We start from the raw sequence: 16,952 nt of genomic DNA, 5'->3' as shown, positions 1-16,952 counted from the left end.
CTTTTAAAAAGTGTGGCCAGGTTGGCAGGGTGAACGGGGCAAGAATGCCTGACGGGTGAAAGTTATTTACAGAATATAAAAATTAAACGAGAGAACGGGTCAGAGGTAATATGAACGAACAATATTCCGCAATGCGAAGTAATGTCAGTACCTTAGGTAAATTGCTAGGCGACACGATCAAAGATACGTTGGGAGAGCATATCCTGGATCGTGTTGAGAAAATCCGTAAGCTGTCGAAATCCTCCCGTGCCGGAAACGACGCGGATCGACAGGAATTACTGTCAACGCTGCAAAATCTCTCCAATGATGAGTTGCTGCCTGTTGCCCGTGCCTTTAGCCAGTTCCTGAATTTAGCCAACGTGGCGGAACAATATCACAGCATTTCGCCGCACGGCGAAGCGGCCAGCAATCCTGAAGCGCTGGCGCAATTGTTCGATCGTCTGAAATCCAAAAATCTCTCTGAACAGCAATTGCGTGATGCCGTTGACCAGCTTTCTATCGAACTGGTACTGACCGCGCACCCGACAGAAATTGCCCGCCGTACGCTGATCCACAAACTGGTGGAAGTGAATAACTGCCTCAAACAACTCGACCACAACGATCTGGCCGATTACGAGCGCAAACAAATCATGCGACGTCTGCGTCAGCTGATCGCGCAGTCATGGCATACCGATGAAATCCGCAAAAACCGCCCTTCTCCGGTGGATGAAGCCAAATGGGGCTTTGCCGTTGTTGAGAACAGCCTGTGGGAAGGCGTGCCTGCTTTCCTGCGTGAACTGAACGAACAGCTGGAAACCTCACTGGATTATAAAATGCCAGTGGAAGCCGTGCCGGTGCGCTTCACCTCCTGGATGGGTGGCGACCGCGATGGTAACCCGAACGTGACCGCCGATATCACCCGTCACGTACTGTTGCTGAGCCGCTGGAAAGCCACTGACCTGTTCCTGCGCGATATCGCAGTGCTGGTGTCAGAATTGTCGATGACCGAATGTACACCGGAGCTGCGCGAGCTGGCCGGCGGTGCGGACATCCTCGAACCTTACCGCGAAATCATGAAACAGCTGCGTTCGCAGCTGACCAATACCCAGGTGTATCTGGAAGCCCGTCTGAAAGGCGAACGCGTTGCGCGTCCTCACGATTTGCTGGTAAAAAATGACCAGCTGTGGGCACCGCTTTACGCCTGTTACCAGTCGCTGCAAGCCTGCAATATGGGCATTATCGCCAACGGTCAGTTGCTGGATACGCTGCGTCGTGTGCGCTGCTTCGGCGTGCCGCTGGTGCGTATCGATGTCCGTCAGGAAAGCACCCGCCACACCGATGCGATCGCCGAAATCACCCGCTATCTGGGGTTAGGCGATTACGAAAGCTGGTCAGAATCCGACAAACAGGCCTTCCTGATCCGCGAACTGAATTCACAGCGTCCGCTGGTGCCGCGTCACTGGGAACCGAGCGCTGACACCAAAGAAGTGCTCGACACCTGTCAGGTTATCGCCGAAGCGCCGGAAGGCTCAATTGCGGCATACGTGATTTCAATGGCGCGTACGCCGTCTGACGTGCTGGCCGTGCATCTGCTGCTGAAAGAAGCCGGTTGCCCGTTCCCGATGCCTGTCGCGCCGCTGTTCGAAACGCTGGACGACCTGAACAATGCCGACGATGTCATGAAGCAATTGCTGAGCATCGACTGGTATCGCGGTTTTATTCAGGGCAAACAGATGGTGATGATTGGCTATTCCGACTCCGCGAAAGACGCGGGCGTGATGGCGGCATCGTGGGCGCAATATCGCGCACAGGACGCACTGATCAAAACCTGCGAGAAAGCGGGTATTGCCCTGACACTGTTCCACGGACGCGGCGGTTCTATCGGCCGCGGCGGCGCACCGGCTCAGGCAGCGTTGTTATCTCAGCCTCCGGGCAGCCTGAAAGGTGGTCTGCGCGTTACCGAACAGGGCGAGATGATCCGCTTCAAATTCGGTCTGCCGGAAGTCACCATCAGCAGCCTGGCGCTTTACACCTCTGCAATTCTGGAGGCCAACCTGTTGCCACCGCCTGAGCCGAAACAAGCCTGGGTGGATATCATGGAACAGCTGTCTGATGTGTCCTGCAAGATGTACCGCGGGTACGTGCGTGAGAACAAAGACTTCGTGCCTTACTTCCGCGCCGCAACGCCTGAACAGGAACTGGCGAAACTGCCACTGGGTTCACGCCCGGCGAAACGTAAAGCCAGCGGCGGCGTTGAAAGCCTGCGTGCTATTCCGTGGATTTTCGCCTGGACGCAAAACCGTCTGATGCTGCCAGCCTGGCTGGGCGCAGGTGCCGGTTTGCAGTCTGTGGTGGATGGCGGTAAACGCGACGAGCTGGAAACCATGTGCCGTGACTGGCCATTCTTCTCGACCCGTATCGGCATGCTGGAAATGGTGTTTGCGAAAGCGGACCTGTGGCTGGCGGAATACTACGATCACCGTCTGGTGGATGAAGAGCTGTGGCCGCTCGGCCAGCAGCTGCGCGACCAGCTGGCGAGCGACATCAAAGTGATTCTGGCGATTTCTAACGACGATCACCTGATGGAAGATTTGCCGTGGATTGCAGAATCCATCGCACTGCGTAATGTCTATACCGACCCGCTTAACGTGTTGCAGGCTGAATTGCTGCACCGTTCCCGCGAGCTGGAAAAAGACGGTAAGCAGGATGCCAACGTAGAGCAGGCGCTGATGGTGACGATCGCCGGCGTGGCAGCAGGTATGCGTAATACCGGCTAGTTTTCGCAGAAAAGCAGCCAAAGAAAAACCCGCGAGTTCGCGGGTTTTTTGTTTTCAGGATTTAAGCAGGAAAGATTACGCGCGAACCGGCACGGCAATTTCCGGACGCACACCCAGCGTGTGGCAAATCGCGTAACTCATTTCTGCACGATTCAGGGTGTAGAAGTGGAAGTCCTTCACGCCTTCGCGGCTGAGGATTTTCACCATGTCCATCGCGATATTGGCACCGACCATTTTGCGGGTTTCCGCATCATCATCCAGTCCTTCAAACTGGCTGTTCATCCATTTCGGCACACGCACGTTGGTCATGGTGGCAAAACGCGTCAGCTGTTTGAAGTTGGAGACCGGCAGAATGCCCGGCACGATTTCCACATCAATCCCCTGACCGGCGCAGCGGTCACGAAAACGCAGGTAGCTTTCCACATCGAAGAAGAACTGCGTGATGGCGCGGTTAGCGCCGGCATCAATTTTACGCTTCAGGTTAATCAGATCAGACTGCGCGCTTTTGGCTTCAGGATGCACTTCCGGATAAGCCGCGACCGAAATATCGAAGTCGCCCACTTCTTTCAGCAACTGCACCAGATCGGTGGCATACATTTCCGGTTTGCCACCGCCTGCCGGTAAATCACCGCGCAGAGCCACGATATGGCGAATGCCGCTGTTCCAGTAATCCTCTGCAATCTGGCGTAGCTCATCCCGGCTGGCATCGATACAGGTCAGATGCGGAGCCGCTTCCAGACCGGTACGTTCTTTAATGCCTTTGATGATACTGTGCGTACGGTCGCGCTCGCCTGAGTTCGCACCGTAAGTCACAGAGACAAACTTAGGCTTCAGGCTGCTGAGACGGTCAATAGAGCTCCACAACGTGCCTTCCATTTCGCTGGTACGCGGCGGGAAAAATTCGAAAGAAACGTTAATCTGACCTTGTAACTCGGCCAGATTCTGGTTCAGCGCTTCGCGCTGGTTTGCGTGGAAAAAGCTCATAAACACTACCTCATGGATCACTGCGTTTTATTATGATTCGTTATGATGGACGTTTGGACGTCTAAACGTATAGATAGAAAATGACGGAAAGCGGACAAAGTGTCAACGTTAAAATGAGGGCAAAGGATGATTAATCTTCACGCAATCTGAAAGAATTTCACTTTGGGAAGGTTTTGCTGCGGGGAAGGTGCGGAAAAGTGAAGAACAGCCCTTACGGTAAGTACCGGAAGGGCTGCGATAAATTACAGAAGTTGCGTCAGGCGGTTAAGGTCAGACTGCAATGCACCGGCGGTGACATCACGTCCTGCCCCCGGCCCGCGGATCACCAGCGGGTTATCGCGATACCAGCGACTTTCGATGGCAAACACGTTATCGCATGGCAACAGGGAAGCCAGAGGATGATCCTCACGCACCGCTTCAACCCCAACGCGTGCTTTGCCGTTCGCATCGAAACGCGCCACATAGCGCAGCACCAGGCCCATTTCGCGGGCAGCTTCCAGACGCTGTAGCATTTGCTGGTTCAGCGCCTCGCCGTCTTCAAAGAACTGATCGACAGAACCGTTCGCACAGCTTTCCGGCACCAGTGATTCCACACGAACTTGCGTCGGCTCGATGTCATAACCGGCTTCACGCGCCAGGATCACCAGCTTACGCATCACATCCTGACCGGATAAATCATCACGCGGATCCGGCTCGGTCAGCCCCTGCTGCCACGCCAAATCGACCAGTTCGGTGAAAGGCAGCGTGCCGTCAAATTGCAGGAACAGCCATGATAAGGTACCCGAGAAAATCCCGCTGATGGCCAGAATACTGTCGCCGCTTTCGCGTAAATCACGCACCGTATGGTTAACCGGTAAACCGGCGCCGACCGTAGCGTTATATAGCCAGTGGCTGTCGGTTTTGGAAAACGCGTCGCGGATCTGACGGTATTTATGGGTATCCGACGCGCCCGCCTGTTTGTTGGCGCTGATCACATGGAAACCGTAGCTGGCGAAATCCAGATACTGATCGGCCAGTTCGGCGCTGGCGGTGACGTCCAGCACCACTAAATCGTCATAGGGATGCGCACGCATCCACAGGAACAGCGATTCTTCGTCGTGCGCCTGCGATTCATCATCAAAGAAGGCCAGAGCACGGCTGGCATCCAGTCCCTCGTAATTGAGCAAACTGCGCTTGCTGTCGACCACACCGGCCAGCACAAACTCAAAACCGCTGCGGGCAGAAATGTTCTTTTGCTCGCGGGCAAACAGTTCCAGCCAGCGTGAACCGATATTGCCTTTACCAAACAGCATCAGACCGATTTGCTTTTCAGCACGGAACAGCGTTTTGTGCAGCCCCTGAATCAGGTGCGCTGTCGGGCCGATACGCAGCACGGCGACCAGACTGATACCGTCTTCCGCCTGCCAGATAAACTCTACCGGCTGATCTTTCATTTCCTGATAGAAACGGTGGCTGTGAAGCGGATTCTTGCACACGCCCGCACCGACCAGCGCTACCAGCGCCAGCCCTTCACGCAGCGTCAGACGCGCCGGAAGTGCCGCTTCTTCAATAACCTGCAAGGCGCTTCCCGCCACTTCAGAGGTGTAGCACAGTTGCAGCAAATTACGGTCCGGGTGAATGCCGGTACACAGCGGTTTGATCTGCGCACGTTTGAGCAGCAGCTCGACATCTTTTTGCGCCAGACCAAAATCATGGCCGGACGGAATGACCATTTCGATCAGACAAATATCATCGTGACTGGTAACAATTTTTGCGCCGGTACCGGAAGCCAGCACGCGTTCAATACGCGTTGAGCCCTGCTCCGGCTGATAGCTGCAACGCAGTTGTAAATCGATATCGCTGCCGGAAACCGGCTGAAGCGTGCGGGTGTGCAGCACCGGGGCCGCCAGACGCGCCAGTTCACTGGCTTCATCGAGACGCAGCAACGGCAGCAGGCAGGCATCTTTCACTTTACGCGGGTCAGCGCTGTAAACACCTGCCACATCACTCCAGATGGTCACGCGGCTGACGTCGGCCAGTGCGCCAATCTGGGTGGCGGAATAGTCACTGCCGTTACGGCCAAGCAGCACGGTTTCACCCGCATCGCTGCGGGCGATAAAGCCGGTGACGACCAGATATTGCTGAGGATGTTGCGCCAGCAGTTGTTGCAGCAGCGGATACGAACGGCCTTCATCGACCTGAGGTTGAGCGGCACGTTCGGCACGCAGGAATTCACGCGCATCCAGCCAGGCGGCCGGTAATTCCAGTTTGCACAGCACCGCAGACATCAGGCGCGCAGACCAGACTTCGCCATGCCCGACGACTTCGGCGTAAATCGCATCGGTCATTTTGCCATCAAGCAAAACAGCCAGACGTTCGAGATCATGAATAAACGAAGCAATAAGCGGTTCGGCCATTTCCAGCGGCAACAGACCGGTTATCAAATCACTCTGATAACGGCGCAAAGACTGCTGAACCTGATGCGCGGCAATTCTGTCTGTCTGGCTGAGCTTCAGCCAGCTGATCAGCTGGTTGGTTGTACTGCCCGCCGCCGACACCACCATCATGTCGCCCGGTTTGGCATACTCGGCCATAATTCCGGCGACGCGCAGATAACATTTCACGTCGGCCAGACTGCTACCACCAAATTTGTGCAACTGACGGCTTCCCGCCGGCGCTGCAACCGCTATTGCATTCATACTTACCTCGTTGCCACTGACTGGAATGCATGTTCCAGATCAGCAATCAAATCTTCGCTGTCTTCAAGACCTACAGAAATACGGAGCAAGCTGTCAGAAATCCCGGCGGCTTTACGCGCTTCCGGCGCCATGCCAGCGTGCGTCATGGTCGCGGTATGAGAAATCAGGCTTTCGACGCCCCCCAGTGATTCTGCGAGGGTAAATAACTTCAATTCTTTCAGGAAATGACGCAGCTGAGCTTCATCTCCGTTAAATTCAAAACTGATCATGGCACCGAAGCCACGTTGCTGACGGCGGGCAATGTCGTGCCCCTGGTTTTCCGGCAGCGACGGATGATACAGCTTTTTGACCTGCGATTGTTTCTGTAAATAAGCAACAATTGCCAGTGCATTTTCTTGCTGCTGTTTCACGCGAACCGTCAGCGTGCGCAGACCACGCAATAACAGATAGCTGTCAAAAGCTGCAGCGGTCACACCAATGTTGTTCGCCCACCACGCCAGTTCTGTCGCGTGTTCTGCGGTCTTAGATATTACCGTACCGGCGACCACATCAGAATGCCCGTTAAGATATTTCGTACACGAATGAACGACTAAATCCGCGCCAAGTTGTAGCGGATTTTGCAACGCCGGGCTGAGGAAGGTGTTATCCACCACGGTCAGCGCACCGGCGGCGCGGGATGCGTCACAAATCGCCTGAATATCCACCACGCGCAGCAACGGGTTGCTCGGGGTTTCAATCAGCACCAGCTTCGGTTGTTCTTTCAGTGCTTCGGCCAGCGCCTGCGGGTCGCCCTGATCGACAAACAGCACGCGATACGCGCCGCGTTTGCTCAGGCTGTCGAACAGACGATAGCTGCCGCCGTAACAATCGTGCGGCGCCAGCAGTAAATCGCCAGGTTTCAGAAAGACCGTACACACCAGATGAATAGCAGACATACCGCTGCTGGTCAGTACCGCGCCAGCACCGCCTTCCAGATCAGCCAGCGCACGCTGGACAACATCACGTGACGGATTACCGCGACGCGAATAGTCATGGGCTCTTGGCTGATTGAAATCTTCAAAGTTGTAGGTACTGGAAAGGTAGATTGGCGGAACTACACAACCATATTGCTGATCATTGTTCAGGCCACTGCCTACGGCAATGGTGGCTTGCTTGTGCGTCATAATCATTTCTTCCTGACGAATTGCGGAGGATGAGGGTGTCAAGAGTAACGCCCGGAGTTATAGACGTCAATACATCTGGACATCTAAACTTCTTTGCGTATAGATTGAGCAACAGAGCAATACCCGCTAAAATTATGGCGTTAATGAAGATGTCAGGCAGATCTGTCGCGCTGAGGTTATTGAGCGCATGGTGACAAAACGAATAATGCCGCGGGAGAAATCGTGAGATATCCCTGTCAAATTCCGACATTTATTTAGTGAGAACAGTGAAAATCGGGCATAATCACGCGGTTTTCAGAATTTTATTTTTTGATAAATTTAAGGTGTCCCATGGCTGAGTGGAACGGCGAATATGTCAGCCCTTACGCTGAACACGGTAAGAAAAGCGAACAAGTTAAGAAAATTACGGTATCCATTCCGCTGAAAGTCCTCAAAATTCTGACTGATGAACGCACCCGTCGCCAGGTGAACAACCTGCGTCATGCGACCAACAGTGAATTATTGTGCGAAGCTTTCCTTCATGCCTTCACCGGTCAGCCTTTGCCGAATGACGAAGACCTGCGTAAAGAACGCAGTGACGAAATCCCGGAAGCGGCGAAGATCCTGATGCGTGAACTGGGTGTGGATCCTGATACCTGGGAATACTGATCGCAGCTGCACAGAGATATGCTGAAAGACCGTGCGACCCGTCGCGCGTTTTTTCAGTGTCTTTGTGAGAAAAGAAGGTTTGTCTGGCGGGAAGTGAAACGACAGGCAACAAAAAAGGCGCCTAAGGCGCCTTTTTTTGCTCTCAAGCGTAGCTTATTTGCTGCTTGGAACGCTGAAACGCTTGTTGAAGCGGTCAACGCGGCCACCGGTAGCCACTTCACGTTGCTTACCAGTGTAGAACGGGTGACATTCGCCACAAACGTCCAGGTTCAGATCGTGACCCACAGTTGAGTGAGTTTTGATAACGTTACCGCATGAGCAGTTTGCAGTAACTTCTACGTATTTAGGGTGAATACCTTTTTTCATGGAAAACCTCTTCTTAAGGCCGCGTCGCTATCCAACCCTGTTCTGTCAGACACCACGCGTAGTGGATGATAGGCTTTGAGTACGAAATGCACCAAAGGCGGCGAATCATACAGAATCTCTGAGAACCGCGCAATGATGTTCATGCATTTCGAAGGACACAGTGTACACTATCTCGTCATTTTTTTATAGTCTGGATCCACAATGCCTGTTGCCCACGTTGCTTTACCTGTCCCGCTTGCCCGTACTTTCGACTATCTGTTGCCACCTGACATGGCGGTTTCAAAGGGTTGCCGGGTCAGTGTGCCTTTCGGTAAACGCGACGCTATCGGCATTGTCGTCAACGTCAGTGAATCCAGTGATTTTGGCCTGGATAAGCTGAAACCGGTACGCGAAGTGCTCGACAGTTCCAGTCTGTTTACCCCTGATTTGTGGCGCATTCTGTTCTGGGCGGCCGACTATTATCATTATCCGATTGGTGAAGTGCTGTTTCATGCGCTGCCGGTATTACTGCGCCAGGGGAAACCCGCCGAACTGACGCCGCTATGGCAATGGTTCGCCACTGAACAGGGGCGCGCTACGTCGCTCGACAGCCTCAAACGTGCGCCAAAACAGCAGCAGGCCATGGCTGCGCTGATGCAAAAGCCGCTGTATCGCCATCAGGTCGCCGATCTTGATCTCACAGATACGGCGTTGCAGGCGTTACGCGCCAAAGGTCTGACGGATTTACGCAGCATCGCGCCCGCCACGCTCGACTGGCGCAAAGATTTCTCGGTGGTCGGCGAGCGTTTACGGCTCAATACTGAACAGGCCACCGCCGTTGGCGCGATCCGCAGTGAAGATCAGCAGTTTTCCGCCTGGCTGCTGGCCGGTGTGACCGGTTCAGGTAAAACCGAAGTGTATCTGAGCGTACTGGAAAACATTCTGGCGCAGGGTCGTCAGGCGCTGGTGATGGTGCCGGAAATTGGCCTGACGCCGCAAACCATCGCGCGTTTTCGCGAACGTTTCAGCGCGCCGGTGGATGTGCTGCATTCCGGCCTGAACGACAGTGAGCGTCTCGCCGTCTGGCTGCGGGCGCGTAATGGCGAAGCAGGCATTGTGATCGGTACGCGCTCTTCGCTCTTTACGCCATTCGCGCGTCTGGGCGTCATTATTATCGATGAAGAACACGACAGTTCTTATAAGCAGCAGGAAGGCTGGCGTTATCACGCGCGTGACCTGGCGGTATACCGCGCTCATGCGGAAAATATCCCGATTATTATGGGCTCTGCAACACCGGCGCTGGAAACCCTGCACAACGTGGAACTGGGGAAATATCGCCAGCTCAAACTGACCAAGCGCGCCGGGAATGCCAAACTTGCCCGGCAGAATTTGCTGGATTTAAAAGGGTTGCAGCTGAAAGTCGGGCTGTCTCAGCCGCTGATCCAAAAAATGCAGGAACATCTGAAAGCCGATAATCAGGTGATGTTGTTCCTGAATCGCCGGGGTTATGCACCTGCCCTGCTTTGCCACGAATGCGGCTGGATTGCCGAATGTCAGCGCTGTGACCACTATTACACCCTGCATCAGAATCAGCGCCAGCTGCGCTGCCACCATTGCGACAGCCAGCGCGCTGTGCCGCATCAGTGTCCGCATTGCGGATCGACACAACTGGTTTCCGTCGGTGTTGGTACCGAACAGCTGGAAAACGAACTCGCGCCGTTGTTCCCGGATACGCCCATCACGCGTATTGACCGCGATACCACCAGCCGTAAAGGCTCGCTGGAACAACATCTGAATGAAGTCCATCGCGGCGGCGCACGCATTCTTATCGGCACGCAGATGCTGGCGAAAGGGCATCACTTCCCGGACGTCACACTGGTGTCATTATTAGACGTCGACGGCGCGCTGTTCTCGGCGGACTTCCGTTCTGCCGAGCGCTTTGCCCAGCTTTATACTCAGGTTTCCGGTCGTGCCGGACGCGCAGGGAAACAGGGTGAAGTCGTGTTGCAGACGCACCATCCGGAACATCCGTTATTGCAGGTTCTGTTACAGCAAGGCTATGACGAGTTCGCCAGACAAACGCTGGCGGAGCGCAAAAGCGTGTTTCTTCCTCCTTTTACCAGCCATATTCTGATCCGCTCTGAAGATCACGATAATCAGCAGTCCGCGCTGTTTCTCCAGCAGTTACGCAATTTGCTCGAATCCAGCCCGCTGAAAGATGATTCGCTGTGGATTTTAGGGCCGGTTCCCGCCTTGCAGCCCAAACGCAGCGGTCGCTTCCGCTGGCAGTTGCTGTTACAGCATCCTTCACGGCGCGTTTTACAGCATCTGATCAAAAGTTCTCAGCCATTGATTGCGAGCCTGCCGCAGGCTAAAAAAGTAAAATGGACGCTGGATGTGGACCCGATTGACAGCTGATCCGTGAAGGAAATCCGCATAATTAGTCATGATTTCTGCGTGATGGATCGAAAAAAGCATCTGCATCACACTTTTAATGCAAATTAGGTAACAAATCCTACTCACATTCTGTTTAGAATGTGATGTGCTACACATCATCGGTAGCCAGGTGAGGAATGTTGATGTTGTTGTCTCAGTTTGATGCTGTTGCAAGGAGAGAGACGTTGGAGCACAAGAAAGAATTACCCGCCGCGACAATGAAAGATGTGGCTGAACAGGCAGGCGTTTCAACAGCAACGGTATCCCGCGCGTTAATGAATCCGGAGAAAGTCTCCGCCTCTACCCGTCAGAAGGTTGATCAGGCCGTCATGGCGGTGGGTTATTCTCCTCACGCCCTGTCCCGCAACCTGAAACGTAACGAATCGCGTACGATTTTGGTGATCGTCCCGGACATCTGCGATCCGTTTTTTTCCGACCTGATCCAGGGGATCGAACGCACGGCGGCTGAAAGCGGTTATCTGGTGCTCATCGGCGATTGCGCCCAACAGAATCAGCAAGAAAAAACCTTTATCAATCTGATCATTACCAAGCAAATTGACGGCATGTTGCTGCTCGGCTCCGATTTACCCTTCGACGCCAGCAAGGAAGAACAGCGCAATTTGCCACCTATGGTGATGGCTAACGAATTTGCGCCGGAACTGGAACTGCCAACGGTACACATCGACAACCTGACCGCCGCGTTTGAAGCCGTACATTATCTTCTCAAACTGGGACATCAGCGCATTGCCTGCATCGCCGGGCCGAAACATATGCCGCTGTGCCAGTACCGTTCACAAGGCTATGTACAGGCACTGCGCCGTAACGGGCTAAGCGTCGAAAAGCAGCTGACGGTAGACGGTGATTTTAGTTATGAATCCGGCGCACAGGCCGTTACCGAACTGATGTCGCTGCCGGAGCCGCCAACGGCGATTTTCTGTCATAACGATATTATGGCGATTGGCGCGATGTTCCAGGCGAAAAAAATGGGTCTGCGCGTCCCGGAGGATCTCTCGGTTGTCGGCTTCGATGACATCAAGGCCAGCCAGTATACCGATCCTCCGCTGACCACCGTCGCGCAGCCAAGATTCCAGCTTGGTCGTCAGGCCATGTTATTATTACTTGAGCAGTTACAGGGAAATCAGGTACAAAGCGGTTCATTGCTGCTCGACAGCGAACTTGTTGTGCGTGAAAGCACCGCCGCTCCCAAAGCGTGAGTCAGTTTTGATGGCTGTTCAGTGATTTTAATTTCAGTAAATGTTCAGGGTTGAGTAACATGACGCACTTCTTCATTCATCACGACACAGCGAAACGATAGTGGCACAAAGAGACTATGTAAGCCGTGGGCGCTCAGGAGCGCGGCGGAAAAGTACCAGCCGGAGTAAAAAACGCAGTTCCCCAACGATCTCCAAAACCATGGTGGTGTTAGCCGTTGCGGTGCTGGTGGTGTTTGTCGGTGGCCTCTATTTTATTGCGCACAATAAACATGAAGAAGCGGTGGTATTGCCGACGCATCCTGTCCGTCCGGGTAATGGATTGCCACCTAAGCCAGAAGAACGCTGGCGCTACATCAAAGAGCTGGAAAACCGCCAGATGGGCGTGACCACGCCAACCGAGCCGACGGCCGGTGGCCAGGTGGAATCCAAGACGCAGCTGACACCAGAACAACGTCAGTTGCTCGAGCAGATGCAGGCCGATATGCGCCAGACGCCGACACAATTGTCGGAAGTGCCGTATAACGACCCGAATCAGGCGACACAAACGCGTACAGCGCCAGCACAGCGCCAGGTTCAGCAACCACAGCCGACGTACGCGCAGCAGCAACCGGTACAAACTCAGCCGCGTCAGGTGCAGCCAACGTATACGCCGCAAACGCAGCCGGTACGTGCGCCGCAGGCTCAGGTGCAAACACAGGCCGTTCAGCCAAAACCGAAACCACAGGTCAAAGAACCGGTGAAAGAGGTGCCGAAAGAAGTGGCGAAACCGCAACAACCGGCGGCAATCACGCAGGTCGCACCAGAAAAACCGAAAGCGCAGGAAAAAACCCAGCACTTTGTGGTTCAGTGCGGTTCGTTCAAAGGGTCTGAGCAGGCGGAATCCCAGCGCGCCAAGCTGGCATTCGAAGGTTTTGAAGGCCGGATCACCACCGGCGGTGGCTGGAGTCGCGTCGTCATCGGCCCGTACAACAGCCGTTCTGGTGCTGACAGCACACTATCGCGCCTCAAAGGCGCTGGCATCTCCGGTTGCATTCCCGTCGCAACCGGGGGTTGAAAACCCGTAATCCTTCCCCAATCTATACTTTCAATATGCCCCGTAAGTTTGTGAGACACGCTCAGTGTCCCGCAAACCTGCGGGGATCTTTTCCGTCTGCAACGAGGAACCGCTCGTGACAACAATTGTAAGTGTACGCCGCAACGGCAAGGTCGTTATTGGTGGTGATGGCCAGGCCACATTGGGAAATACCGTCATGAAGGGCAACGTCAAAAAAGTACGTCGCCTGTATAACGACAAAGTGATCGCCGGATTTGCTGGCGGAACTGCTGATGCCTTCACGCTGTTTGAGCTGTTCGAACGCAAACTGGAAATGCACCAGGGTCATCTGGTGAAAGCCGCCGTTGAACTGGCAAAAGACTGGCGTACTGACCGCATGTTACGTCGTCTGGAAGCTCTTCTGGCCGTGGCCGATGAAAACGCATCCCTTATCATCAGCGGTAACGGTGACGTTATACAGCCTGAAAACGATCTGATCGCGATTGGTTCCGGTGGCCCGTACGCGCAAGCGGCAGCCCGTGCATTGCTGGAAAACTCAGAGCTTGAAGCACGCGACATCGTAGAAAAATCGCTGAGCATCGCCGGTGACATCTGCATCTACACCAACCAATTCCACACTATCGAAGAATTGTCTTCTAAAGCGTAAGGATCGAAAATTATGTCTGAGATGACCCCGCGCGAGATTGTCAGCGAGTTAGACAGCTACATCATTGGCCAGGATAAAGCGAAACGCGCCGTGGCCATTGCTTTGCGTAACCGCTGGCGCCGTATGCAGCTTGATGAAGCGCTGCGCCACGAAGTCACCCCGAAAAATATTCTGATGATCGGCCCGACCGGTGTCGGTAAAACCGAAATCGCGCGTCGCCTGGCCAAACTGGCTAATGCGCCGTTCATCAAAGTTGAAGCGACCAAATTCACCGAAGTGGGTTATGTCGGTAAAGAAGTAGACTCTATTATCCGCGATCTGACCGATTCCGCCGTGAAAATGGTGCGCCTGCAATCGATTGAGAAAAACCGTTACCGTGCCGAAGAAATGGCTGAAGAGCGCATTCTCGACGTGCTGATCCCGCCAGCGAAAAACAACTGGGGACAGGCCGACGAAGCGCAGGAACCTTCTGCTGCACGCCAGAACTTCCGCAAGAAACTGCGTGAAGGCCAGCTCGACGATAAAGAAATCGAAATCAGTCTGGCATCCGGTCCGATGGGCGTTGAAATCATGTCCCCTCCGGGCATGGAAGAAATGACTAATCAGCTCCAGTCGATGTTCCAGAGCATGGGTGCTCAGAAACAGAAACCGCGCAAACTGAAAATCAAAGAAGCGTATAAGCTGCTGATTGAAGAAGAAGCAGCAAAACTGGTGAACCCGGAAGAGCTGAAAGAACAGGCAATCGAAGCCGTTGAACAGCACGGTATCGTGTTCATCGATGAGATCGATAAAATCTGTAAACGCGGCGGCCAAAGCTCCGGTCCTGACGTTTCGCGTGAAGGTGTTCAGCGCGACCTGCTGCCACTGGTCGAAGGCTGCACGGTTTCGACCAAGCACGGCATGGTGAAAACGGATCACATCCTGTTTATCGCCTCCGGTGCTTTCCAGACTGCCAGCCCGTCAGACCTGATCCCTGAATTGCAGGGCCGTCTGCCAATCCGTGTGGAACTGCAGGCGCTGTCGACTGAAGACTTCGAGCGCATCCTGACCGAGCCGAGTGCTTCGCTGACTCATCAGTACAAAGCATTGATGGCGACCGAAGGCGTGACCATTGACTTCACGGCTGACGGTATCCGTCGTATTGCCGAAGCAGCATGGCAGGTGAACGAAACAACCGAGAACATTGGTGCACGTCGTCTGCATACCGTTCTGGAGCGTTTGATGGAGGATATCTCCTATGACGCGAGTGAAAGTAACGGAATCTCTATAAACATTGATGCAGATTATGTTAGAAGCCACCTTGACCAGCTGGTAGCTGATGAAGATCTGAGCCGTTTTATCTTATAATTTGCTCATACGTTCCGAAAGTGATCTTCAGGGAGGCGTTTGCCTCCCTGATTTTTTTTTAGATTTCGGACTGATTCTTCACCTGAGCGAAATCACCTATGAGCACAATGACTCCCTGCACCCCGACAACGCCTGCCCGCGCGTGGCTGGAAAGCCTGCGTCCAAAAACGTTGCCCCTGGCTTTTGCCTCTATCGTCATGGGGTCTGCCATTGCCAGCCTGCAAGGCGTTTTCCATCCGCTTATCGCGCTTCTGGCACTTTTGACTGCCGGATGTCTGCAAATTCTGTCGAATCTGGCAAATGACTATGGCGACGCCGAAAAAGGCAGCGATACACCCGATCGCGTCGGGCCATTGCGCGGTATGCAAAAAGGCCTGATTACGGCCGCGCAAATGAAGCGCGCCATCATGCTGACTATTGCGCTGACCATCGTTTGCGGGATTGCACTGATTGCCGTTGCCTGCCACAAACCGAGCGACGTGGTAGGTTTTCTGATCCTCGGTCTGCTCTCGATTGGCGCCGCCATCACCTATACCGTCGGCACGCGCCCTTACGGTTACATGGGACTGGGTGATATTTCCGTGCTGATTTTCTTCGGCTGGATAAGCGTCGCGGGCACATTCTATTTGCAGGCGGGTTATTTCGACTGGATCGTGATGTTACCGGCGACGGCGACCGGTTTGCTCTCGACCGCGGTGCTCAATATCAATAATTTGCGCGATATCGAAACCGACAGTGCGAATGGCAAGAACACGCTGGCTGTACGTCTCGGCCCGGTCAATGCCCGCCGCTATCATGCAACCATTTTGACGGCCGCTGTCGTGTGTCTGGCGATATTCTCCGCCGTGCATCTGCATCACTGGACTGGCTGGTTGTTTATTCTGGCGATTCCGATGCTGGCAAAACACGTCATGCGTGTGATGCGCGCTAAAACATCCACCGAAGTACGTCCCCTTCTGGAACATATGGTAAAAGCGGCGTTACTGACTAACGTCTTGTTTGCAATAGGTCTGTTGCTGAACTGAGTAAAGTTGGCCTGATGTGCGTTTATCGGGCTGCTTTTCACATTTAACAATTGATGATTTTGCCAACATCTGCCGGAAAGGGATATACTGAACACTCATGCAGCAACCAGATGAAATCCTATGAAATACGATACTTCCGAACTTTGCGACATCTACCATGAAGAAGTGAATGTCGTCGAACCCCTGTTCTCCAACTTTGGCGGCCGTACTTCATTTGGCGGGCAAATCACGACAGTGAAATGCTTTGAAGATAATGGCTTGCTTTATGACCTGCTGGAAGAAAATGGCCGTGGCCGCGTGTTAGTGGTCGATGGCGGCGGCTCTGTTCGTCGCGCATTGCTGGATGCCGGACTGGCACGCCAGGCATTGCAAAACGAATGGGAAGGCATTGTGATTTACGGTGCTGTCCGTCAGGTAGACGATCTGGAAGAGCTCGACATCGGCATTCAGGCGATGGCAGCCATTCCTGCGGGCGCAGGCAGTGAAGGGATCGGCGAAAGCGACATTCGTGTCAATTTTGGCGGCGTCACCTTCTTCTCCGGCGATCATCTGTATGCCGACAATACCGGCATCGTGTTGTCAGAAGATCCGCTCGATATCGAGTAAACCGCTGTTTTCAGCCACAAAAAAGGACGCCGAGGCGTCCTTTTTCATTG

General features: G+C 54.0%; 13 protein-coding genes. 9 read left to right on the top strand and 4 right to left on the bottom strand.

What is annotated here, in order from left to right; genetic code table 11:
• Nucleotides 1–110 precede the first annotated feature (110 nt).
• Nucleotides 111–2,756, top strand: coding sequence for a phosphoenolpyruvate carboxylase (gene ppc / locus UC15_RS15995; RefSeq protein WP_112289354.1), 2,646 nt, complete (start codon nucleotides 111–113; stop codon nucleotides 2,754–2,756).
• 75 nt (nucleotides 2,757–2,831) lie between these two features.
• Here the strand turns inward: ppc and metF are convergent, their stop codons facing one another.
• From metF to metB, 3 genes are all read right to left on the bottom strand, one after another.
• Nucleotides 2,832–3,740 carry a methylenetetrahydrofolate reductase gene (gene metF, locus UC15_RS15990; protein ID WP_112289353.1) on the bottom strand — a complete coding sequence of 303 codons (909 nt, stop codon included), beginning with the start codon at nucleotides 3,738–3,740 and terminating at the stop codon, nucleotides 2,832–2,834.
• A gap of 242 nt (nucleotides 3,741–3,982) precedes the next feature.
• On the bottom strand, nucleotides 3,983–6,418 hold the full coding sequence (locus UC15_RS15985; protein WP_112289352.1) for a bifunctional aspartate kinase/homoserine dehydrogenase II: 2,436 nt from the start codon (nucleotides 6,416–6,418) through the stop codon (nucleotides 3,983–3,985).
• A 2-nt stretch (nucleotides 6,419–6,420) separates the two neighbouring features.
• Entirely contained in the window at nucleotides 6,421–7,581 is a 1,161-nt protein-coding gene (metB, locus tag UC15_RS15980; RefSeq protein ID WP_112289351.1) for a cystathionine gamma-synthase, read from the bottom strand.
• Nucleotides 7,582–7,911: 330 nt separating this feature from the next.
• Here metB and metJ point away from each other — a divergent pair, with 330 nt between their 5' ends.
• On the top strand, nucleotides 7,912–8,229 hold the full coding sequence (metJ, locus tag UC15_RS15970; RefSeq protein WP_004392248.1) for a met regulon transcriptional regulator MetJ: 318 nt from the start codon (nucleotides 7,912–7,914) through the stop codon (nucleotides 8,227–8,229).
• 153 nt (nucleotides 8,230–8,382) lie between these two features.
• Here metJ and rpmE read toward each other — a convergent pair whose 3' ends face one another.
• Entirely contained in the window at nucleotides 8,383–8,595 is a 213-nt protein-coding gene (rpmE, locus tag UC15_RS15965) for a 50S ribosomal protein L31 (RefSeq protein ID WP_112289349.1), read from the bottom strand.
• Nucleotides 8,596–8,796: 201 nt separating this feature from the next.
• Here rpmE and priA point away from each other — a divergent pair, with 201 nt between their 5' ends.
• From priA to rraA, 7 genes are all read left to right on the top strand, one after another.
• The gene (gene priA / locus UC15_RS15960) at nucleotides 8,797–10,992 is read left to right on the top strand and encodes a primosomal protein N' (RefSeq protein ID WP_112289348.1); all 2,196 of its coding nucleotides are present in this window, start codon (nucleotides 8,797–8,799) and stop codon (nucleotides 10,990–10,992) included.
• 203 nt (nucleotides 10,993–11,195) lie between these two features.
• Nucleotides 11,196–12,224, top strand: coding sequence for a DNA-binding transcriptional regulator CytR (gene cytR / locus UC15_RS15955; RefSeq protein ID WP_112289347.1), 1,029 nt, complete (start codon nucleotides 11,196–11,198; stop codon nucleotides 12,222–12,224).
• Between the two features lie 100 nt (nucleotides 12,225–12,324).
• Entirely contained in the window at nucleotides 12,325–13,278 is a 954-nt protein-coding gene (gene ftsN, locus UC15_RS15950) for a cell division protein FtsN (RefSeq protein WP_112289346.1), read from the top strand.
• Between the two features lie 115 nt (nucleotides 13,279–13,393).
• Nucleotides 13,394–13,924 carry an ATP-dependent protease subunit HslV gene (hslV, locus tag UC15_RS15945; protein WP_015690599.1) on the top strand — a complete coding sequence of 177 codons (531 nt, stop codon included), beginning with the start codon at nucleotides 13,394–13,396 and terminating at the stop codon, nucleotides 13,922–13,924.
• A gap of 12 nt (nucleotides 13,925–13,936) precedes the next feature.
• Complete coding sequence (hslU, locus tag UC15_RS15940) at nucleotides 13,937–15,271, top strand: HslU--HslV peptidase ATPase subunit (protein ID WP_112289345.1); 1,335 nt, start codon at nucleotides 13,937–13,939, stop codon at nucleotides 15,269–15,271.
• 98 nt (nucleotides 15,272–15,369) lie between these two features.
• Entirely contained in the window at nucleotides 15,370–16,296 is a 927-nt protein-coding gene (locus tag UC15_RS15935; RefSeq protein ID WP_112289344.1) for a 1,4-dihydroxy-2-naphthoate polyprenyltransferase, read from the top strand.
• A 120-nt stretch (nucleotides 16,297–16,416) separates the two neighbouring features.
• The gene (gene rraA / locus UC15_RS15930) at nucleotides 16,417–16,902 is read left to right on the top strand and encodes a ribonuclease E activity regulator RraA (protein WP_104923992.1); all 486 of its coding nucleotides are present in this window, start codon (nucleotides 16,417–16,419) and stop codon (nucleotides 16,900–16,902) included.
• Nucleotides 16,903–16,952 lie beyond the last annotated feature (50 nt).

It is taken from the genome of Rahnella sp. AN3-3W3 (assembly GCF_003263545.1).
Classification (GTDB): domain Bacteria; phylum Pseudomonadota; class Gammaproteobacteria; order Enterobacterales; family Enterobacteriaceae; genus Rahnella; species Rahnella variigena.
This window is presented reverse-complemented; position numbering and strand designations above follow the sequence as displayed.